This window comes from Serratia sp. TMDUHS_CL, assembly GCF_037137105.1.
In the GTDB taxonomy this organism is placed as follows: Bacteria; Pseudomonadota; Gammaproteobacteria; order Enterobacterales; family Enterobacteriaceae; genus Serratia; species Serratia nevei.
Map to the genome: position 1 here is coordinate 652135 of NZ_JBBBDV010000001.1, position 20292 is coordinate 672426.

Genomic DNA, 20292 nt, shown 5'->3' on the forward strand with positions numbered 1-20292 from the left:
GTGAATTCAACTAATTATTTTGAAACAGCAGGTTAGCGCGTTTTCTTCGGGCTGTTGCGGCGCTTTATTGAAGGTAGCAGCGGTCAGGCGGGGCCGCCTGACCAGAGTAGCGAATCGTGACGTGGCGCGTTATGCGCCGGCGGGCAACGCCGACTGCAGCCATTGGCAGAAGTGCCGGGCGAGCGGGTTGTGTTCGCTGTCGCGGTGCAGCAGCCACGCCCAGTTGGCACCGCGCACGCGTTGCTCGGTTAACGGTTGCAGCAGCCCGGCGTCGCGCGCGTGCTGCGCCAGCAGTTGGCTGACCAACGCGATGCCGAGGCCATTGCAGGCGGCGTCCAGCAGCAGACCGGGATCGGAGAAGTTCAGCCCGCTATCGCGCTGGCCGACGTGCGCACCGCCCGCCACCGTCCAGTGGCTCCAGTCCATCTCCCGTTCGCCGTGCAGGGTCACGCGCTGCTCCGCCGCCAGCGCCAGCAGGCTGGGGTGGCAGGCGGGATAGAGCCGGTCGCTGCAGAGCACGTTAAAGGTGCAGTCCGCCTGCGCGCTGAGATCGTCGCGGATCGCCAGATCGATACTGTCCGTCGCCATATTCGGCGGTTCAAAGCTGGTGAACAGCCACAGGTCGACCTGCGGATGCTGCCGATTGAAGTCGCCCAGCCGCGGCATCAGCCAGTGCCGGGCGAAAGCCGGAGTGGTGTTGACGATCAGCTGATTGGGTTTGCGGTACTGATCCAAACGGCGAATGCCGACCGCCAGCTGTTGCAGCATCACCTGCGCGGTGCTGAACAGATCGTGGCCGGCGTCGGTCAGCGCCACGCTGCGGCCGGTGCGGAAGAACAGCGGCTGCTCCAGAAACGCTTCGAGGCTGCGGATCTGCTGGCTGATGGCCGATTGGGTAAGGTGCAGCTCTTCGGCAGCCTGATGAAAACTGCCCAGGCGCGCTGCCGCTTCGAAGCCGCGTAGCGCGCTCAAGGGGGGCCAGTGTTTTAACATTATCGATAAGCCTGTCTAATCAGATATCCACTAAATATATCGTTTGTTGCGGTGGCAGGGGAAGACTAGCATAAGATTCAACCGCATAATCGTGAATTATTCGGTTAACACTTTGAATTATAAATGATTAAAAGAGGTCTTTAATGTCAACTCGCCGCGTGTTTATTAAACAGCTTTCCGCCGTCGCCGGGGTCGGCCTGACGGCCTCGCTGGGTATTTCGTTACGCGGTCACGCAGAAGCTGCGCTTAATCCGGCCTGGCGGATGCCTGACGAAGGAGAACCGCAGCAGCGGGCATTTCTCGCCTTCGGCGCGCAGCGGGCCATCTGGGGCGAATTCACGGCGGATGTGCAGGCGGCGCAGGGCCGTATTGCCCGCGCCATCGCCGAGTTTCAGCCGGTGACGGTATTTTGCCGCGAGCGTGAACGGCAATTGGCCGAGGCCACCTGCGGCAGTCACAACGTTAGCTATGTCGTCACCGAGCTGGATGACATCTGGGTGCGCGATTTCGGCGCCAATTTCGTCGTCAACGGCGCCGGCGAACTCGGGGCGGTGGATTTCAACTTCAACGGCTGGGGCAATAAACAGCGGCATGCCAAGGATGCGCGCCTGGCGGCGTTTGCCGCCAACCGCTACGGTGCCGCCCAACTGCGCCGCAGCGCACTGATAGGCGAAGGCGGCGGTATCGAAGTGGATGGGCACGGCACCGGCATCATGACCGAAAGCAGCTGGGTGAATGCGAACCGTAATCCGGGCTGGAGCCGGGACCGGGTGGAGCAGGAGCTGAAAGCGATGCTCGGCCTGCGCAAAATTATCTGGCTGCCGGGCATTAAAGGCCGGGACATCACCGACGCCCACGTCGATTTTTACGCCCGCTTCGTGCGGCCGGGCGTGGTGGTGGCCAATCTGGACACCGATCCGGCCTCTTATGACCATGCGGTTACCCAGCAACATCTGGCGATCCTCAAGGCGGCGACCGACGCCGACGGCCGCAGGCTGCAGGTGCATACGCTTTCGCCGCCGCTGGCGCCGCGCGACAGCCGATTCAGCCGCAACAACCCGGATTTTGCAGCGGGCTACATCAACTATTTCGTCATCAACGGCGCGGTGATCGCCCCGGAGTTTGGCGACCCGCAGGCGGACCGGGCGGCGCTTGAGCTGCTGACGGCGCTCTATCCGCAGCGCAAGGTGGTGCAGCTGGAGATCGACGCCATCGCGGCCGGCGGCGGCGGCATTCACTGCGCAACCAACCAACTGCCGGTGCATGGCAGGTCACGCTGAATAGGGCGCTTCGCGCCCGGTGGCTAACGCGCCGGGCCGATGCCGTAACGCAGCAGGGCGACGGCGTGGCGGGCGATATCTTCGGCGTTCAGCTGGCCTTTATCCCGTTCGCGCCGCCATTTCGGCGCGGTGGCCAGCGGCAGCAGCGTGATGCCGAACAGCGTGAAGAACAGCAGGGAAGGCTCGAGATCGGGGTTGAGTTTACCCTGCGCCTGCCAGCGCGCGATGGATTGTAGCGCGATTTGGCGGCGCTCATCGCCGAACCGTTCATCCATGCGCTGTTTCAGCACGCCGCTTTCACTCATGACCTCCCGCAGCCACAGCGGAGCGAACCAGGGGTGTTCCAACGCGATGTCGATAAAACGTTGCGCCAGCAGGGTGAAGGCGGTGACGGGATCGTCCGCGTTGGCGTCGAACACCTCGCCGGCCATTTTGCGCACCGGCAGAAAGCGCTCCTCGATCAGTACGTCCAGCAGCTGATCGCGGTTATGAAAGTAGTAGTGCAGCATGGCCGGGGTGACGTTTGCCTCGCGCGCAATGGCGTTCAACGAGGTGTCTACGATCCCCTGGCGGGCAAACAGGTTCAGCGCGGTATCAAGCAAATGCTCGCGTTTGTCAGCCCCTTTGGCGCCGCCGCTCGGCCGGCCGGGGCGGCGAGGCTTGGCGGGAGTTTGAACGTTTCGTGCTGTCATCGCGGTGAGATCCATTGACCGGAGAAAAGGATGACTCATATATTAATTATGCGATTAATTAATTACAAGTGAACTGACTCCGATGGAGATTGAAAACCCGACAACCCGGCCCGATCACGGCGGGGCGCCAGCCAAGGCGCCTTCGCTCACGTTGCTGTTTTCCGCGTTGCTGCTGGTGATGCTGCTGGCGGCGCTGGATCAAACCATTGTCTCCACCGCGCTGCCGACCATCGTCGGCGAGTTTGGTGGGCTTGAGAAACTGTCGTGGGTGGTGACGGCCTATCTGCTGTCTTCCACTATCGTAGTGCCGCTGTACGGCAAATTCGGCGATCTCTTCGGCCGCAAGATTGTGCTGCAAATCGCTATTGTACTGTTTTTGCTTGGGTCGGTACTGTGTGGGCTGGCGCAAAACATGACGCAGCTGATTCTGATGCGCGCGCTGCAAGGGTTGGGCGGCGGCGGGCTGTTGGTGGTCACCCTGGCGGTGGTCGGCGACGTGATCCCGCCGGCGGAACGCGGCCGTTATCAGGGGCTGTTCGGCGGGGTATTCGGCTTGGCCACGGTGGTGGGGCCGCTGATCGGCGGCCTGCTGGTGCAGCATTTTTCCTGGCGCTGGATTTTCTACATCAATCTGCCGCTGGGCCTGTTCGCCCTGCTGGTGATTGGCGCGGTGTTTCAGTCGCAGGTCAATCGAGTGCGGCATGAAATCGACTTCCTCGGCGCCGGTTATCTGGCGATGGCGCTCACCTGCATCATCCTGTTCACCAGCCAGGGCGGCACGGTCATGGCCTGGTCGGACGGCCAGCTGTGGTGCATTCTGGCCTTTGGCCTGGTGTCGCTGGGCGGCTTTATCTATGAGGAACGGCTGGCCGGTGAACCGATCATTCCCCTTGGGCTGTTTCGCAACCGCACCTTTGTGCTGTGCGGCCTGATCGGCTTTATCGTCGGCATGTCGCTGTTCGGCTCCGTGACTTTCCTGCCGCTGTATCTGCAGGTGGTGAAAGGCTCGACGCCATCGCAGGCCGGGATGCAGCTGCTGCCGTTGATGGGCGGCATTATGGTCAGCTCGATCATCAGCGGCCGGATCATCAGCAAACGCGGTAAATACCGGCTGTTTCCGATCGTCGGCACCCTGTGCGCATTAGGGGCGATGACGTTGCTCGGCACCCTGACCAATAACACGCCGGTGCAGCATCTGTACCTGTACATTTGCCTGCTGGGATTGGGGCTGGGCATGGTGATGCAAGTGATGATCCTGGCGGCGCAAAACAGCGTGGAGCCCCGGCATATGGGGGTCGCGACCTCGAGCGCCACGCTGTTCCGCTCTATCGGCGGTTCGATAGGCGTAGCGGTGTTCGGGGCGATTTTCACGCAGGTGCTGCACACCCGTTTGGCGGCGCTGTTGCCGGAAGGGGCGCAGCTGCCGCGCGCGCTCGGTGCAGAAGCGGTGCACCATTTGCCGGCGGCGCTGCAGCAGGATTACCTGCAGGCCTTCGGCGGGGCGATCCATTCGGTGTATCAAATTGCCGCCGGGGTGATGGCGTTGGCTTTTGCGCTGACCTGGCTCTTGAAAGACGTGCCGCTGCGGCACAAATAATCCCGACGCCGGCCGCTCCGGCCGGCGCTGCCCGACGAACTTTTACCGAATCCTTACGCAACCCTTTCAGAAGCGCATTCCGGCATTCGATATATTGAGAATAGTCATTCTCAACAGGATCGTATTGCAATGCAGAGGAAAACGCTTTTGGTGCTTGGGCTGTCGCTGTTGCTGGCCGCCTGCGATGGGCAAAACGCCGGTGCGCCAGCCGGCGCGGGCGCAGAACAGGAGGTCGGCGTGGTCACGCTGCGCGGCCAGTCAGTGACCCTGAGCAGCGAGCTGACCGGCCGGGTCAACGCCACCATGACCTCCGACGTGCGGCCACAGGTCGACGGCATCATCAAGCAGCGGTTATTTACCGAAGGCGCCGAGGTGAAAGCCGGGCAGGTATTGTACCAAATTGACCCCGCCAGTTATCAGGCCAGCTACGATCAGGCCGCCGCCCAGCTGAAAAACGCCCAGGCCATGGTGCAATCCACCCGGCTCAAATCGCAGCGCTATGCGGCGCTGGTGAAAGAGAACGGCGTTTCTCAACAGGATGCGGACGATGCCAAAGCCGCCTATCTGGCGGCCGTGGCGTCGGTGGCCCAGTATCAGGCGGCGCTGGAGACGGCGCGCATCAACCTCGCTTATACCCAGGTGCGGGCGCCGATCGCCGGGCGTATCGGCATCTCATCGGTGACGCCGGGCGCGTTGGTCACCGCCAGCCAGAGCGATGCGCTGGCCACCCTCCGCGCGCTCGACCCGATCTATGTCGATCTAACCCAGTCCAGCGCTCAGCTGCTTAAACTGCGGCGCCAGCAGGCGGCGTTACAGCGCGGCGCGGTCACGCCGGTCGCCATCAAGCTGGAGGACGGTACGCCTTATGCCCATGCAGGCAAGCTCGAGCTGACCGAAGTCGCGGTGGACGAAGCCACCGGTTCGGTCACGCTGCGCGCGGTGTTCCCCAACCCCGAACATGAGCTGCTGCCCGGCATGTATGTCCACGCCACGGTGGATAACGGCGTCGATCCCAAAGCGATTCTGGCGCCGCAGCAGGGCATAACCCGCAACGCCAAAGGGGAAGCCACCGCGTTGGTGGTGGACGAACAGAACAAAGTGGCGCAGCGCACCGTCAGCGCCGAACGGGTGGTGGGCAGCAATTGGCTGATCGGCAGCGGGCTGAACGAAGGCGATCGCCTGATCGTCGAAGGCACCAGCAAGGTCACGATCGGCGCCGCGGTGAAGCCGGTTGAGGTTTCGGTCGACAAAACCCAACGCGGGGAGCAGTGATATGGCGCAGTTCTTTATCCGGCGGCCGGTATTCGCCTGGGTGATCGCCATCATCATCATGCTGTGCGGCCTGATGTCGATCAATTCGTTGCCCGTTTCGCAGTACCCGGACGTCTCACCGCCGCAGATTTCCATCTCCGCCACCTACCCGGGCGCAGACGCGGAAACGCTGGAAAACAGCGTCACGCAGGTGATTGAGCAGCAGCTCACCGGCCTGGACGGCCTGCTGTATTTTTCTTCGACCAGCAGCTCCAGCGGCTCGGTCAGTATCAACGTCACCTTTGATCAGGGCACCGATCCGGATATCGCTCAGGTGCAGGTGCAAAACAAGGTGCAGCAGGCGGAAAGCCGTTTGCCGAGCGCGGTTACCGCGCAGGGCGTGACGGTCAAGAAATCCCAGAGCAGCTTCCTGCTGATCGTCGGGCTGTATGACGAAAGCGACAAGGCGACGATGGCCGATATCTCCGACTATCTGGTCAGCAACCTGCAGGATCCGCTGTCGCGCATCGAGGGCGTGGGGGACGTGCAGGTGTTCGGCTCGGAATATGCGATGCGTATCTGGCTGGATCCGACCAAGCTGGCGAGCTATGCGTTGATGCCTTCCGACGTGCAGACGGCGATCGAAGCGCAAAACACCCAGGTGTCCGCCGGCAAGGTAGGCGATCTGCCGGCCGCCGCCGATCAGCAGCTGACCGCCACTGTAAAGGCGCAGTCGCGGCTGCAAACGCCGGAACAGTTTCGCAATATCATCCTGAAAAGCGACAGCAGCGGCGCGCTGGTGCGGCTGGGCGACGTGGCGCGAATTGAGCTGGGCAACGAGGACTACTCCGCCAGCGCACACCTCAACGGCCACCCGGCGGCGGGGATCGCGGTCAAGCTGGCGGCGGGCGCCAACGCCCTCAACACCGCCAAGCTGGTGAAGGCCAAGGTGGCGGAATACCAAAGTGCGATGCCGCAGGGCTACAAGGTGGCCTACCCGAAAGACAGCACCGACTTTATCAATATCTCGATCGAGGAGGTGGTGAAAACGCTGTTCGAAGCGGTGGCGTTAGTGGTGGTGGTGATGTTCGTGTTCCTGCAAAACCTGCGCACCACGCTGATCCCGACCATCACCGTGCCGGTAGTGTTGCTGGGCACCTTCGGCGTGCTGGCGGCGTTCGGCTATTCAATCAATACCCTGACGCTGTTCGGCATGGTGTTGGCGATCGGGCTGTTGGTGGACGACGCCATCGTGGTGGTGGAAAACGTCGAACGCGTGATGCGGGAGGATAAGCTGCCGCCGCGCGAGGCGACGGAGAAATCGATGCGCGAAATCACCGGCGCATTGGTCGGCATCGCGCTGGTGCTGTCGGCGGTATTTCTGCCGATGGCGTTCTTCGGCGGCTCCACCGGGGTGATCTATCGCCAATTTTCGATCACCGTCGTCTCCTCGATGGTGCTGTCGGTGGTGCTGGCGTTGACGCTGGCGCCGGCATTGTGCGCCACGTTGCTGAAGCCCGCGCACGACGCGCAGATCGACAAGGGCTTGCTGGGCAAATTCAACCGCGGCTATGACCGGCTGCAGGAGAAGTACGCCGACAAGGTCGGTGGGGTAATCCACCGGCCGACGCGCTATCTGCTGCTGTACGGCCTGCTGTTGATCGCCGCGGCCGTGATGTACCTGCGCTTGCCGACCGGCTTTCTGCCCAACGAGGATCAGGGCACGGTGATGGTGCAGTACACCTTGCCGGCAGGCGCCACCAACGCGCGCACCTCGGCGGTGAGCGAGGCGGTGACCGCCTATTTCCTCGACCAGGAAAAGGCCAACGTCAGCACCATTTTCACCATCAACGGTTTCGGCTTCAGCGGCAGCGGGCAAAACGCCGGCATGGCGTTCGTCAGCCTCAAAGACTGGAGCCAGCGCAGCGGCAGCGCGAACACCGCCGACGCCATCGCCAAACGCGCCATGGCGCACTTCGCCTCGCTGCGCGACGCCCAGGTCTTCTCCATGAGCCCACCGGCGATCGACGGTTTCGGCCAGTCCGATGGCTTCACCTTCGAGCTGCAGGCCAAAGGGGCGACCACCCGCGCCGAGCTGCAGGCGATGCGCGACCAGATCGTTGCCGCCGCCGGCAACAACCCGGCACTGCTGGCGGTGCGCGCCAACACCTTGCCGGACACCCCGCAGCTGCAGGTGGAGATCGACAACGGCAAGCTGCAGGCGCTCGGCCTGAGCGCCGCCGACGTCAACAGCACCCTCAGCAGCGCGTTCGGCAGCACCTATATCAACGACTTTATCGATCGCAACCGGGTGAAAAAAGTCTATATGCAGGGCGATGTGCAGTACCGCGCCAAGCCGGAAGATCTCGACCGCTGGTTTGTGCGCGGCACCAACGCGTCGGGCGCCAGCAGCATGACGCCGTTCTCCGCCTTTGCGTCTTCGCACTGGATCTACGGGCCGGAAAATCTGTCGCGCTATAACGGGCTGTCGTCGTTCGAGATCACCGGGCAGGGCGCCGCTGGCGTCAGCTCCGGAACGGCGATGAGCGAGATGGAGAAACTGGCGGCAACATTCTCCGCCGGCAGCAGCTATTCCTGGAGCGGGCTGTCCTATCAGGAGCGGCTGACCAGCGGCCAGGCGTCGTCGCTGTACGCCATTTCGCTCATCGTGGTGTTCCTGTGCCTGGCGGCGCTGTATGAGAGCTGGTCGATTCCGTTCGCGGTGATGTTGGTGGTGCCGATGGGCGTGGTGGGATCGCTGCTGGCGATCACCCTGCGCGGGCTGGAAAACGACATCTACTTCCAGGTGGCGCTGCTCACCATCATCGGCCTGTCGGCGAAGAACGCCATTCTGATCGTCGAGTTCGCCGAGGAGATGCATCAGCGGGGTGAAACGCTGATTGCCGCGGCGGTCCACGCGGCGCGCATGCGCCTGCGGCCGATCCTGATGACCTCGCTGGCGTTTACCGCCGGGGTGCTGCCGCTGGCGGTATCCAGCGGCGCCGGCGCCAACAGCCGCATCGCCATCGGTACCGGCATCATCGGCGGCACCATCACCGCCACCGCATTGGCCATCTTTTTCGTCCCGCTGTTTTATGTGTTGGTGCGCCGCATGTTTACCCGTCGGCCCGCCAACCCGCCGTCACAGGCAGGAGAATAACGTGTTGCAACGAGTCATGATGTTAACTTTACCGCTGCTGCTGACCGGCTGTCTGTCGCTGGATCCGCACTACCAGCGCCCGGCGGCGCCGGTGCCCGCCAACCTGCCGCAGGGCGAGGCCGGCGGCAACCAGGCGCTGAGCTACCCGGACGTCGCCTGGCGTGACTATGTCCAGGACGCCCGGCTGCGCCAGGTGGTGGCGCTGGGGCTGAACAGCAGCCGCGATCTGCGCGAGGCGATCGCCAATATCGCGTCGGCGCGCGCCCTGTACGGCGAGCAGCGCTCGGCGCTGTTCCCGACAATCAATGCCACCGCCGACGGCAGCCGCGGGCGGGCGCTGACCGGCAGCGGCAACGCCACCGCGCTGAGCCAAAGCTACGAAGCCGCGGCCGGCGTCAGCGCATTCGAGTGGGATCTGTTCGGCAAGAACGCCAGCCTGTCGCGCGCGGCGTTCGAAACCTATCTGGCGAACTCGGAGGCGGCGAAAAGCACCCGTCTGACGCTGATCGCCGATATCGTCACCGACTGGGTGGCGGTGGCGGCCGAGCGCAGCAATCTGGCGGTGGCGCAGCAGACGATGGCGAGCGCCAAACGGTCGCTGGACGTCACGCGCAACAATCAGCAGCACGGGATTGCGTCGCTGGTTGACGTGGCGTCGGCGGAAACCGTCTATCAGCAGGCGCGATCGGACGCTGCCAGCTACGCCACCAGCGCCGCGCAGGCGAAAAACGCGCTGGATTTGGCGGTAGGGCAAAGCGTGCCGGAAAACCTGCTGCCGAGCGGCATCGAGGCGCTGGGCGGGATCATGCGCGATCTGCCGGCCGGCGTCTCTTCGCAAGTGTTGCTGAAGCGGCCGGACGTGCTGCAGGCCGAGCATAACCTGAAATCCGCCAACGCCAATATCGGCTCGGCGCGGGCGGCGTTCTTCCCGTCGATCAGCCTGACCGCCAGCGGCGGCGTGGGCAGCGGTGAACTCTCCTCGTTGTTCAGCCACGGCGCCGGCGTCTGGTCGTTCGCACCGAGCATCAGCCTGCCGATCTTCAGCGGCGGCTATAACACGGCTCAGCTCAACTACACCCAGGCGCAGAAAGACCTGTATGTCGCCACCTATGAGAAAGCGGTGCAGACGGCATTTCAGGAAACCGCCGACGCGCTGGCGCGCAAAGCCACGCTGCAGGAACAGCTGGCGGCGCAAACCGGCTATGTGGGGGCGGCGCAACAATATTATCGCCTGGCCGAGCTGCGTTACCGCCAGGGCGTGGACAGCTACCTGACGCTGCTGGACGCGCAGCGCACGCTGTACACGGCGCAACAGGCGCTGATCGCCGCGCAGCAGACCGCGTACGACAATCAGGCCACCCTGTATAAAGTGTTGGGCGGCGGCGTTACCGCCGAGCGGCAGGGGGATGGCGTCATCGCCGACCAGACGACGCTCAGCCGCTAACCGTCGACCGCGCGCGCCAGGCATTTGGCTACGCGCGGTTTTTTTATGGAAAGTGTAAAGAAACAGAAAACCCGGCCGGCGGCCAGAACTCGCCGCGGTGAGCAGAGTCAGACAGAGAACCGCATTCATCTTTTATTCATACCGGCTCGAGGTCGTCATGGCAGAAGACATTCAGCAACAGGTCATCGCGCTTATCGCCGCCTTCAACGCATCAGGGCGGCTGAAGAAGGGCGTGGCCATCACCCCGGAAACCGAGATCAACACCGCGCTCAACCTGTCGTTCAGCGATTCCAATACGCTGATGCGCCGCTACTTCGATACCTTCGGCGTCGACAGCGGCAACTACAACCACGAACTGTATTTCCAGCCGCCGACCAACACCGGGCGCTGGTTTTCCCCCTCCGCGTGCAAAGAGCATCCCCGGCCGCTGTGCGTGTCGATGCTGGTGCGTTCCGCGCGCGCCAAACGCTGGCTGTACGACATCCACTTCCTGATCGAACAGCTCCGCTAGCGCTGCGTTACTGCTCCAACACCTCGGCGAACTTCGCCAGCCACTGCGGATGCGCCGGCCAGGCCGGGGCGGTGACCAGATTGCCGTCGACGTGCGCCTGATCGATGCCGATCTCCGCATAATGCCCGCCGCCCAGCCGCACTTCCGGCGCGCAGGCCGGGTAGGCGCTGCAGGTGCGGCCTTTCAACACCCCGGCCGCCGCCAGCAGCTGCGGGCCGTGGCAAACGGCGGCGATCGGTTTTTTCGCGGCGTCAAACGCCTGCACCAGCGCGATCACGTCGGGGTTCAGACGCAGGTATTCCGGTGCCCGGCCACCGGGGATCAAGAGCGCATCGTAGTGCTCTTCTTTGGCGGCGGCGAAGTCGGCATTTAAGGTAAAACGGTGGCCGGGTTTCTCGCTGTAGGTCTGCGCCCCGTCAAAGTCGTGGATTGCGGTTTGGATGTAATCGCCGACGGCTTTGCCGGGGCACACGGCGTCCACCCAATGGCCGATCATCTGCAATGCCTGAAACGGCACCATGGTTTCGTAATCTTCGGCGTAGTCGCCGACCAGCATCAGGATCTTTTTCTTGCTCATGATCACAACTCCTGCGGGATAGGGATTGCCTAAGGTATAGCCCAGCGCCCCTGGGAATGCGAACCGCAAAGCGCCTATCTATACTCGTGATACTGCGGCGCTTTTCTCGCCGCTCAACCCCAGGGAGGATCCCCGATGCTGAATCTGGCTACCTTGCTTGAAGAGAGTGCGCGCACCTGGCCGGAGCGGCCGGCGGTGATACAGGACGACAACCCGCTCAGCTATCGGGCGCTTAACGACATGGCCAATCGGGTGGCGAATTTGTTGGCCGCGCGCGGCGTGCGGCCCGGTGAACGAGTGGCGCTGGCCTGCCCGAACCGGCCGGAGTTTCCGGCTATCTATTACGGCATTCTCAAAAGCGGCGCGGTGGTGGTGCCGCTGAATATTCTGCTTAAAAGCGCAGAGTTCGACTATTACCTGGCGGATTCGGCGGCGGTGGCGCTGTTTTGTTTCGAGGGCAGCAGCGGCCTGCCGCTGGGGGAGGAAGCGCTGCGGGCGGCGGCGAAGGCGGAGCAGTGCCGCGAGGTGTTTATCATCGGCGATCGGTTGCCGCTCGAGGGGGAACGTTTCAGCGCGGCGATAGCCGAGCAGGCTACCGAATTCGCTTCGGCGACGACGATCGAAAGCGACACCGCAGTAGTGCTGTATACCAGCGGCACCACCGGCCGCGCCAAAGGGGCGGAGTTGACTCACGCCAATCTGGTGCTCAACGCCTTGGGATCGGTGCGGCTGTTCGACGGTTCGGAGACGGCCCCCGATCGTCACCTGGTGACCTTGCCGCTATTCCACACTTTTGGTTCGACGGTGCAGATGAACGCCGGGTTCGCTTCCGCCGCCACTCTGGTGCTGGTCGAGCGCTTCGACGCCGCGCAGGCCATCGCGCTGATGCAACGGCACGGCATCACCTTCTTCGCCGGGGTGCCGACCATGTATTGGGCGCTGTTGAATGCGCTGGATGAGCACACGGATATCGAAAGCTTGCGCAGCACGCTGCGTATGGCGGTGTCCGGCGGCGCCAGCCTGCCGGTGCAGATCCTGGAGGATTTCTCGCGCCGCTTCGGCGTCAACATTCTCGAAGGGTATGGGCTGTCGGAGACCAGCCCGGTCGCCACCTTTAACCATCCCCATCGGGTAACCAAACCCGGCTCCATCGGCCAACCGATCTGGGGCGTGGAGGTGCGCCTGCTCGACGCCACCGGGCAGCCGGTCGACGGCATCGACCAGGTCGGGGAGATCGCGGTGCGCGGTTACAACATCATGAAAGGCTATCTGAACCGCCCTGAGGCGACGGCAGAGGTGCTGGAAAACGGCTGGTTCCGCACCGGTGACCTGGCGCGTCGCGACGCCGACGGCTTCTATTTCATCGTCGATCGGGCCAAGGACATGATCATCCGCGGCGGGTTCAACGTCTATCCGCGCGAGATTGAAGAGGCGCTGATTCGCCATCCGGCGGTGTCGTTGGTGGCGGTGATCGGCGTCGAGCATCCGTCGCTGGGCGAAGAGATCAAAGCGGTGGTGGTATTGAAAGAGACGGAAGAGCCGATCGAGGAAGAAACGCTGATTGCCTGGAGCCGGGAGCGGCTGGCGGCGTACAAGTATCCGCGTATCGTCGAGTTCGTCGAGCGTTTGCCGATGACCAGTACCGGTAAGGTGTTGAAGCGCTGTTTGCGCTGAGGAAAATCCGGCCTGCCGGGGCAGGCCGGGATACGGGCATCAACCTGGGTAGATGCCGCGCTCTTTACGTGCGGTCAGGATGCGCTCACAGGCCACGATGTAAGCCGCGGTGCGCAGGCTGCACTCTTTCTCGGCCGCCTTGTTCCAGACGTGGACCATGGCGTCGGTCATGATCTTGTCCATACGCTCGTTGATCTCGGACTCGCTCCAGAAGTAGCTCGCCATGTCCTGCACCCACTCGAAGTAACTGACCGTTACGCCGCCGGCGTTACAGATAACGTCCGGGACCACGGTGATGTTACGGGAACGCAGAATGTCGTCCGCTTCTGGGAAGGTTGGGCCGTTAGCGCCTTCCAGCACCAGCTTGGCGCTGAGGATTTCGGCGCGCTGACGGGTGATTTGGCCTTCCAGCGCCGCAGGGATCAGGATGTCCATGTCGACCGACCAGAACGCTTCGCTTTCGATCTCGCTGGCGCCAGGGAAGCCGGCGATCTGCTTGTGCTTGGCCTGGTATTCGGTCAGCGCGGTCAGGTCGATGCCGTTGGCGTTGAACAGGGTGGCGGAGTGGTCCTGGATGGTGACGACGCGCGCGCCGACGCCAACGAACAGGCGAGCCGCTTCGCTGCCCACGTTACCGAAGCCTTGTACCGCCACTTTGGCGCCTTCGATCTGCACGCCCAGACGCTTGGCCACTTCGCTGCCGGTGACGAACACGCCGCGGCCGGTCGCTTTCTCACGGCCCAGGGAGCCGCCGAGGTGGATTGGTTTGCCGGTGACCACGCCGGTGATGGTGGTGCCGTGGTTCATGGAGTAGGTGTCCATCATCCAGGCCATTACTTTGGCGTTGGTGCCGACGTCCGGCGCAGGAATGTCTTTCTGTGGCCCGATGATGAAGCCGATTTCGCTGGTGTAGCGGCGGGTCAGTCGCTCCAGTTCACCTTCAGACAGTTTGAACGGGTCGACGCGGATGCCGCCCTTGGCGCCGCCGTACGGCAGGTTGACCGCGGCACACTTGATGGTCATCCAGGCGGACAGGGCCATCACTTCGTTCAGATCGACGTCAGGGTGGAAGCGGATACCGCCTTTGCCCGGCCCACGCGACAGGTTGTGCTGTACGCGGAAACCTTCGAAGTGACGGATGGTGCCATCGTCCATCTGCAGCGGGATATCGACAATCAAAGCGCGCTTAGGGTGACGCAGCGTATCAACCCAGCGTGACAGCTCGCCGAGGTAAGGGGCGACGCGATCGATTTGTTGCAGATATGTAGCCCAAGCGGTGGTGCTGCTGTCTGAAGCGTAGGATAGCTTTTCCATAACCAACCTTTATATATTAGAGGTATTTATTTCGTTTAACCGTGGATTAGCAAGCGCATAACACTTTGCGACGCTAAATTTACCACTAATTATGCCGGTTGTTAGCCCCCCTCTCATCGGGCCAGCGGACGGTTTTTCGCCGCCTGCAGGGCGGCAAATGAATAGTTAATTACTTTTCATCGACGCTGAGCGTGTGCATGCATACTTTATGCATATAAAGCGCATAAAAACCCTTTTTATCTATTTTTCAGAAGCTTGAATGTGATCAAAAAGTTTCATTTTATTTAACTGCTATGTTGACAATGGCGTTTCCCCTCGGCAGCGTTAAAATCCTGTTAAAACGCCGTCTGCGGCCGTGTTTTTATCGTGCAAAGAGAAGCATAATCCGAGGCTGTTTTAATGTGTTGCGGCCGTCGAGGCAGGGTCTGATAAATGTGCTCACCTGAAACGGACGGGTGACCGCGAGCGGCCACCCGTTCAGGTTTTGCCAATCAGCGTTAAAGAAGACCGCGCCGCCGTGGCGTGGTCATCCGGCACGCATTACGCGCCGGTATGCTGATAGCGTTTTAATTCCACCGGCTCAGCGCCGATACTCGCCAGATATTCTTTGACGGACGCCGGCGCGGAAGCCCGCGTAAATTGGTAGATGTTTTCATCCGCATCCAACAGCGTCTCCCATTTTACAATGTTCACCCAGCGAGGTTCATTGTCTACGCTGATGCCTGAGTCACGCGAAATGAACCCGTTCTGGTTTGAGATAAATTCCTCTTCTACACGCTTGTCCAATACGGCAAACGCTTCAGGGCTGAGTGAGGCCGGCAGTTTAAAACTTGAAACTTCAATAATGTAGCCGTTGGCGGAACAGTCCGCCCTGGATTCATGGTTCATAGTAAAAGTCCTTTAAATTAAATTGCTTATACAACTCAAATTAAGCTGCATCCTTATTGCAGTACTGCAAGTTAAATTTATTCTCGATGCCAGAAGGAAATAGTTAGGAATAGTCCGAATTAGCTTTTTTATTTATGCAAAAGCTGATGATTTTAATGGGATTTTTCTTGGATAAAGGAGTCCGCTAATCAATTCGCGATCGGCATGAAGTGAATAATTCAATAAAGGGGGTGTGGATTAATGTCATTGGCAAAGGTGCGGCTTTTAAATAACAAAACGGCATGTGAATAAAGTGACTTTAAATATTTCCCTTTCCTCTTTCGCCTGGCGGGAGGTATTTTTCCGACGACCGGCAATGGCCAATTCTGATCCCGGGTGTGAACACTAAGGGCGTTTGCAGCGCCGCCGTCGGCGCAGGGGGCGCAAACGCCATCCGCTCGGCAAGCGGCGGCAACTGCGGTATGCTAAGCGGCTGAACAGCAAACCAAACCGGGCTATACGGAGACACCCCAGCGTGCCGAACTCTTCTTCTCAACTCGAACTTTTACGCTCGGTCGCCGACGGCATCGCGGCGCTGTTTTTCCCGAATGCGGAAGTGGTGATCCACGATCTGGCCACCAACAAGATTGCTTATCTGGCGAACAACCTGTCGAAGCGCAAACCGGGTGACGACGCCGGGCTGGACGACTTCGAGCTCGCTGGCGGCGCCGGCGTGACCGGCCCCTATGAGAAGCTGAACTGGGACGGCAAAAAGATGCGCTCGGTGAGCATCGCCGCGCGCGACGAGCAGGGCAAGCCCAGCTATCTGCTGTGCATCAACCTGAGCACCGCGATGTTCGAGGACGCCCGCAACGCGCTGGACATGTTCCTGTCGGTCACCCGGCTGCAGCCGCAGCCGCAAGCGCTGTTCAAAGATGACTGGCAGGAGAAGATCAACACCTTCCTACACGACTGGCTGCGGCGCGAAAACGCCGCGCTCGGTGCGCTGAGCCGCGAACAGAAACGGCGGCTGGTCAGCGATCTCTATCATCAGGGGGCGTTCAAGGCCAAAAGCGCCGCCGACTACATCGCCAACGTGCTGTCGATGGGGCGCGCCACGGTGTACAAGCATTTGCGAGAGCTGAAACAGGAGTAAAGGCGGCGGGAAAGGCGGAAGAAATGGGCGGCGCTGGCCGCCCATTTTTGTTACCAGCGGTAGTTGACCGAAGCGATGATGCTGCGGCCGCTGCCGTAGAAGCAGGCGTACTCGCCGCTGCAGGATGAAACGTATTTCTTGTCCGTCAGGTTCTGTACGTTGAGCTGGAGCGCCGCACCGCGCAGCGCCGACGAGGCCTGGCCGAGGTCATATTTCACCATGGCGTCGTACAGCGTGTAGTGCGGCACATCGTACTGGCCGATGGCGTCGGCCGGTGCATCGCCGATGTAACGCACGCCGCTGCCGACGGTCAGGCCGTTCAGCGCGCCGCTCAGGAAGCTGTAGCTGCCCCAGGCGGACGCCGCGTGGCGCGGGATGCCCGCCGGGCTGTGGCCGATTTCGTCCGCCGAGTTGGAGTCTTTGGTCACCACGTCGGTGTAGGTATAGGCGGCGGTCAGCTTGATCTCCGGCGTCGGCTGAGCGTGCACTTCCGCCTCAATCCCTTTGGATTTCACCTCGCCGATCTGCTCGTAGGCGGAGGTGAGGCGGTTATAGGACGCCACATTGCGCTGGGTAATGTCGAACCAGGAGAGGGTCAGCAGGGTGTTGCCGCCCGGGATCTGGTACTTCACGCCCACCTCGGTTTGTTTGCCGGTGGTCGGCTTGAGCGGACCGGCGCCCGGCGCGCTTGGGTACAGGTTAGGATCGAACGAGGTGCTGTAGCTGACATACGGTGAAATACCGTTGTCGAAGGCGTAAAGCAGGCCCGCGCGGCCGGTAAACTGGGCATCGTTGTAGGTCTGCTCTTTACCGCCGCTGGTGCGATCGCGAGTGTTGACCTGCGACCAGTCCTGACGGCCGGACAGCAGCAGGTTCCAGTTATTCCACTCCAGCTGGTCCTGCAGATACACCCCGACCTGATTCAGCGTCTTCAAGTCGCTGGAAGCCAGCGCCAGCGTGCTGCCATCGATGCTGGGGCGAACCGGGTTGGCCCAGTCGATCGGGTAGTCGTTGCCGCGATCGCGATACATCTTCGAATCGATATGGCTGTAGCGGTAATCCAGCCCGCCCAGCACCGTGTGCTTCACCTCGCCGGTGTCGAACAACCCCTTAAGCTGGTTATCCACGCCAAACTCGTTGGTCATCTGCGTTTCATGCTGCGCCATGCGGGTGACGGTGTGGTCGTTGACCTTCGAGTTTACGTTATAAACCAGATATTTATAGTCTTCATCGCGGTGGGTGAAGCGCAGGTTCTGGGTGAACGACAGCGCATCGCTGAAGTTATGCTCGAGGCTGTAGCCGATCGACGCCTGCTCGCGCCGCGACTTGTTGAAGCTGGGTTCGCTGATGTTGAAGTCGTAGGGCACATAGCCCGCGCTGGTCGGGAACAGCGTGCCGGCGCGCGGCAGGAAGTTGCGCGATCCGGCTTTCGGATCGTTCTGGTAGCTGGTCAGCAGCGTAAAGCTGGTGTCTTCGTTCGGCAGCCAGGTGAAGGCCGGCGCGATGGCCACCCGTTGCTGCTTGCTGTCTTTGACAAACTCATGTTCGGTTCTGGCGATGCCGTTCAGGCGGTAGAACAGGGTATTGTCGTCGTTGAGCTTGCCGCCGAAATCGAACGCCGTTTCCGCCAGATGGCGGTTGCCGGTGCTGAATTTGACTTCGTGAATGCTTTGGGCGGTGGGGCGCTTGCTGGTCATCACCACCACGCCGCCGGGGCTGACCTGGCCGTACAGCACGCCGGCCGGGCCGTGCACCATCTCCACGCGCTCCAGCAGCCAGGGATCGATCTGCCCGGCGCCGCCGTTTTGGCTCGAAAGGCCAAAGTGCAGGCCGTCGAGCAGCTTGGGCGCATAGCGGAAGCCGCGGCTGATCACTTCGTCATTGCGGTTGGAGTTGCCGCGGTAGGTGGTGATTACCCCGCTGGTGTAGTTCAGCGCGTCGGCGACCGACGCCGGCTCCTGGTCGTTCATCTGCTCGCGCGTGACCACTGAGATGGACTGCGGCGTTTTACGCAGAGAGGCGGCGGTCTTGGTGCCGGCGGCGCTCTCTTTGGCGACGATCCCCTTGACCGGGGCGGTCACGCTGTTTTGCGCGTCGGCGGTCACCAGAATCGTCTCGTCCGCGGCGGCGGACGCGTGTGGCGCGAAGGGCAGTAAGGCCAGCGCCGATCCCAGCAATAGACGCTTGGCGGACATCGCCTCTGCGTTCGCGTTTTCTATCCCTTTGTTTTTAATCTTCATTATCTCTCCTGCATACCTGCTTTCGTGTGTCATGCCACCCTGATAAACCCCGAAATGCCGACAAGCGTTCTTCACCCGTCGACGCGGAAACGCCGTGTGTGCACGACGGTAAAAATCCGACAAATAGTATTGAAAATGATAATGAGTATCAATACGATTGTCAGGTTTTGTAAAAATCACTCATGTTATGTAAGGGGCGCTATGGAGTTTTTGCCGGAAAAGAGGCCAGAAAACGGTCATGAGGGATTGGCGGCGCAATGGCTGCGTGAAGAGGCGGCAGGGCAGCCCGCGTGGTGGCAGAAGGTCGCCTCACACGGCACGCCCATCGTCGAGCCGCACGATGACCGCCACGTCAAAATGACCTGGCTGTGGCGCGATCCCGCCGGCGATGAACGGCACTCGCCGATATGCCGCGTTTACGCCGATATCAACGGCATTACCGATCATCACAGCACGTCCCCCAGCAGCCTGACCAGGCTCCCCGGCACCGACGTTTGGTACGGCGCCGCCGTTATCGATCGGCGCTGGCGCGGCAGCTACAGCCTGATCCCCATCACAGAGCGAGATCTTCCCCCCGTCTTCAGCGGCGACGAAGCGTTGCGCGATCGCCAGCAGCGCGCCTGGTGGGTATCGCTGTTCCCGCTGGCGACCGCCGATCCGCTGAATCGCCTTTCGCTGGGGCCTTCGCATCGCCCGCGCCCGGTTTCCCTGGCGCAAGGGCCGGATGCCGACGACCAAAGCGCCTGGCAGGCCGTCGATCGGCCATTGGATGAGGCGCGGCTACAGCTTTTTCAGTGGCGCAGCGAACGTCTGGATAACCAGCGGCGCGTTTGGCTGTATGCCAGCGGCGACGCGGCGGTGAAAGCGAACCGCCCGTTGGTGCTATTGATCGATGGCCAAAACTGGATCGAAAGGCACGCGCTGTTGCCGGTGATCGAGCACGAAACCGCAAAAGGGCGGCTGCCGCCCGCGTGCTGGCTGCTGATCGATGCGATCGACGGTGAACACCGGGAAAACGAGCTGCCCTGCAACGCCGCCTTCTGGCAGGCAATCATCGAAGAGCTGCTGCCGCAGGCGCAGAAGCGCGAAGCGTTCAGTGAGGAAGGGGCGCGCACCGTCGTCGCCGGCCAAAGCTACGGCGGGCTGGCGGCGTTATATGCCGGTGTGCACTGGCCGGAACGCTTCGGCCGCGTGCTGAGCCAGTCCGGCTCCTTCTGGTGGCCCACGGTGCAATTCGTTACCCAGTTCGAAAAACGCCACGAACTGGAGGAAGGCTGGCTGATACGCCAGGTTCGGCAACGCGACGCGGCGGCGCCCACGCTCACCGTGATTCAGCAAGCCGGCGATCGGGAGGCGGACATCGAATTCGTTAATCGCCAGATGCACCAGGCGCTGACGGCGGCGGGGCACCGCGCCGAATACCGCGTGTTTTCCGGCGGGCACGATGCGCTCTGCTGGCGCGGCGGCCTGGTGGACGGCGTGCGCCAGCTGCTTTCCGCGATGGAATAACCCACACATTTTGACAGACAGGTAATG

15 protein-coding genes are annotated in these 20292 nt (G+C 61.8%); 9 read left to right on the top strand and 6 right to left on the bottom strand.

What is annotated here, in order from left to right:
* Positions 1-129 precede the first annotated feature (129 nt).
* A complete protein-coding gene (locus tag WCL58_RS03125; protein WP_126180279.1) occupies positions 130-993 on the bottom strand; it encodes a LysR substrate-binding domain-containing protein in 864 nt (287 codons plus the stop codon).
* 143 nt (positions 994-1136) lie between these two features.
* Between WCL58_RS03125 and WCL58_RS03130 the strand changes: the two genes are divergently transcribed.
* Positions 1137-2273 carry an agmatine deiminase family protein gene (locus WCL58_RS03130; protein WP_336850471.1) on the top strand — a complete coding sequence of 379 codons (1137 nt, stop codon included), beginning with the start codon at positions 1137-1139 and terminating at the stop codon, positions 2271-2273.
* Positions 2274-2296: 23 nt separating this feature from the next.
* On the opposite strand, the gene WCL58_RS03135 is transcribed toward WCL58_RS03130, so the two are convergent.
* Positions 2297-2965, bottom strand: coding sequence for a TetR/AcrR family transcriptional regulator (locus WCL58_RS03135; RefSeq protein WP_204275783.1), 669 nt, complete (start codon positions 2963-2965; stop codon positions 2297-2299).
* Between the two features lie 82 nt (positions 2966-3047).
* Between WCL58_RS03135 and WCL58_RS03140 the strand changes: the two genes are divergently transcribed.
* The 5 genes from WCL58_RS03140 (at position 3048) to WCL58_RS03160 (ending at position 10928) form a co-directional block, all read left to right on the top strand.
* A complete protein-coding gene (locus tag WCL58_RS03140) occupies positions 3048-4562 on the top strand; it encodes an MDR family MFS transporter (protein WP_060418834.1) in 1515 nt (504 codons plus the stop codon).
* Between the two features lie 129 nt (positions 4563-4691).
* The gene (locus tag WCL58_RS03145) at positions 4692-5834 is read left to right on the top strand and encodes an efflux RND transporter periplasmic adaptor subunit (RefSeq protein ID WP_336850472.1); all 1143 of its coding nucleotides are present in this window, start codon (positions 4692-4694) and stop codon (positions 5832-5834) included.
* Position 5835: 1 nt separating this feature from the next.
* A complete protein-coding gene (locus WCL58_RS03150) occupies positions 5836-8973 on the top strand; it encodes an efflux RND transporter permease subunit (protein ID WP_336850473.1) in 3138 nt (1045 codons plus the stop codon).
* Position 8974: 1 nt separating this feature from the next.
* Positions 8975-10417, top strand: a complete 1443-nt coding sequence (locus WCL58_RS03155) for an efflux transporter outer membrane subunit (RefSeq protein ID WP_145958030.1) — start codon at positions 8975-8977, stop codon at positions 10415-10417.
* Positions 10418-10574: 157 nt separating this feature from the next.
* Positions 10575-10928: a DUF1493 family protein gene (locus tag WCL58_RS03160; protein ID WP_049200624.1), complete on the top strand. Its 354-nt coding sequence runs from the start codon at positions 10575-10577 to the stop codon at positions 10926-10928.
* Positions 10929-10935: 7 nt separating this feature from the next.
* Here WCL58_RS03160 and WCL58_RS03165 read toward each other — a convergent pair whose 3' ends face one another.
* A complete protein-coding gene (locus WCL58_RS03165) occupies positions 10936-11505 on the bottom strand; it encodes a DJ-1/PfpI family protein (RefSeq protein ID WP_004937978.1) in 570 nt (189 codons plus the stop codon).
* Between the two features lie 135 nt (positions 11506-11640).
* On the opposite strand from WCL58_RS03165, the gene WCL58_RS03170 reads away from it, so the two are divergent.
* Entirely contained in the window at positions 11641-13179 is a 1539-nt protein-coding gene (locus WCL58_RS03170; RefSeq protein WP_225528777.1) for a long-chain-fatty-acid--CoA ligase, read from the top strand.
* Positions 13180-13218: 39 nt separating this feature from the next.
* Here WCL58_RS03170 and WCL58_RS03175 read toward each other — a convergent pair whose 3' ends face one another.
* Together WCL58_RS03175 and WCL58_RS03180 are read right to left on the bottom strand one after the other, a co-directional pair.
* Complete coding sequence (locus tag WCL58_RS03175) at positions 13219-14493, bottom strand: Glu/Leu/Phe/Val family dehydrogenase (protein ID WP_060418845.1); 1275 nt, start codon at positions 14491-14493, stop codon at positions 13219-13221.
* Between the two features lie 540 nt (positions 14494-15033).
* Positions 15034-15381 carry an antibiotic biosynthesis monooxygenase family protein gene (locus WCL58_RS03180; RefSeq protein WP_060418847.1) on the bottom strand — a complete coding sequence of 116 codons (348 nt, stop codon included), beginning with the start codon at positions 15379-15381 and terminating at the stop codon, positions 15034-15036.
* 514 nt (positions 15382-15895) lie between these two features.
* Between WCL58_RS03180 and WCL58_RS03185 the strand changes: the two genes are divergently transcribed.
* Positions 15896-16516, top strand: coding sequence for a helix-turn-helix transcriptional regulator (locus WCL58_RS03185; RefSeq protein ID WP_060418849.1), 621 nt, complete (start codon positions 15896-15898; stop codon positions 16514-16516).
* A gap of 50 nt (positions 16517-16566) precedes the next feature.
* Here WCL58_RS03185 and WCL58_RS03190 read toward each other — a convergent pair whose 3' ends face one another.
* Complete coding sequence (locus WCL58_RS03190; protein ID WP_336850475.1) at positions 16567-18756, bottom strand: TonB-dependent siderophore receptor; 2190 nt, start codon at positions 18754-18756, stop codon at positions 16567-16569.
* Positions 18757-18957: 201 nt separating this feature from the next.
* Between WCL58_RS03190 and fes the strand changes: the two genes are divergently transcribed.
* Positions 18958-20265: an enterochelin esterase gene (fes, locus tag WCL58_RS03195; protein ID WP_336850476.1), complete on the top strand. Its 1308-nt coding sequence runs from the start codon at positions 18958-18960 to the stop codon at positions 20263-20265.
* Positions 20266-20292 lie beyond the last annotated feature (27 nt).

Excerpts from the sequence above, each read along its gene's own strand:
- WCL58_RS03125 (WP_126180279.1), bottom strand. The coding sequence starts at position 993 with ATGTTAAAACACTGGCCCCCCTTGAGCGCGCTACGCGGCTTCGAAGCG.
- WCL58_RS03130 (WP_336850471.1), top strand. The coding sequence starts at position 1,137 with ATGTCAACTCGCCGCGTGTTTATTAAACAGCTTTCCGCCGTCGCCGGG.
- WCL58_RS03135 (WP_204275783.1), bottom strand. The coding sequence starts at position 2,965 with ATGACAGCACGAAACGTTCAAACTCCCGCCAAGCCTCGCCGCCCCGGC.
- WCL58_RS03140 (WP_060418834.1), top strand. The coding sequence starts at position 3,048 with ATGGAGATTGAAAACCCGACAACCCGGCCCGATCACGGCGGGGCGCCA.
- WCL58_RS03145 (WP_336850472.1), top strand. The coding sequence starts at position 4,692 with ATGCAGAGGAAAACGCTTTTGGTGCTTGGGCTGTCGCTGTTGCTGGCC.
- WCL58_RS03150 (WP_336850473.1), top strand. The coding sequence starts at position 5,836 with ATGGCGCAGTTCTTTATCCGGCGGCCGGTATTCGCCTGGGTGATCGCC.
- WCL58_RS03160 (WP_049200624.1), top strand. The coding sequence starts at position 10,575 with ATGGCAGAAGACATTCAGCAACAGGTCATCGCGCTTATCGCCGCCTTC.
- WCL58_RS03165 (WP_004937978.1), bottom strand. The coding sequence starts at position 11,505 with ATGAGCAAGAAAAAGATCCTGATGCTGGTCGGCGACTACGCCGAAGAT.
- WCL58_RS03170 (WP_225528777.1), top strand. The coding sequence starts at position 11,641 with ATGCTGAATCTGGCTACCTTGCTTGAAGAGAGTGCGCGCACCTGGCCG.
- WCL58_RS03175 (WP_060418845.1), bottom strand. The coding sequence starts at position 14,493 with ATGGAAAAGCTATCCTACGCTTCAGACAGCAGCACCACCGCTTGGGCT.
- WCL58_RS03180 (WP_060418847.1), bottom strand. The coding sequence starts at position 15,381 with ATGAACCATGAATCCAGGGCGGACTGTTCCGCCAACGGCTACATTATT.
- WCL58_RS03190 (WP_336850475.1), bottom strand. The coding sequence starts at position 18,756 with ATGAAGATTAAAAACAAAGGGATAGAAAACGCGAACGCAGAGGCGATG.
- fes (WP_336850476.1), top strand. The coding sequence starts at position 18,958 with ATGGAGTTTTTGCCGGAAAAGAGGCCAGAAAACGGTCATGAGGGATTG.